Here is a 296-nt window from a genome sequence, read left to right on the forward strand (position 1 = left end):
AACACTCGCTCTGACCTAGGTCGCGCCGCCCCCGGGTGCAAGCGGTTGTCCGGCTTCGCTCAGCGCAGGCGCATCCCGTTGGCCACCAGCCCGCCATCGGGTTTCAGCTCGATCTCTGCCGAGAGCGTGTCGGGATCGTTGCTGGGCGTGGTCAGCATGGCGATCACCATGCGCGCGCCCATGACGTCCGACGGCCGCAGGAGGCCAAGCTCGGCCAGGTTGTCCAGAAGGCCGTTCAGACCGCGCGATGTCATGCCGATGCGGCCGCTCAGCGCGGGCAGGCCGGGCATGGTGCC

General features: G+C 69.3%; 1 protein-coding gene. It reads right to left on the reverse strand.

All coding sequences use genetic code 11. The features are described 5' to 3' along the window. Nucleotides 1-59 precede the first annotated feature (59 nt). The coding region (locus tag H2O73_RS23840; RefSeq protein ID WP_220457733.1) for a DUF2125 domain-containing protein at nt 60-296 on the reverse strand (237 nt) is incomplete at its 5' end.

This window comes from Vibrio marinisediminis (assembly GCF_014050145.1).
Taxonomy (GTDB): domain Bacteria; phylum Pseudomonadota; class Gammaproteobacteria; order Enterobacterales; family Vibrionaceae; genus Vibrio; species Vibrio marinisediminis.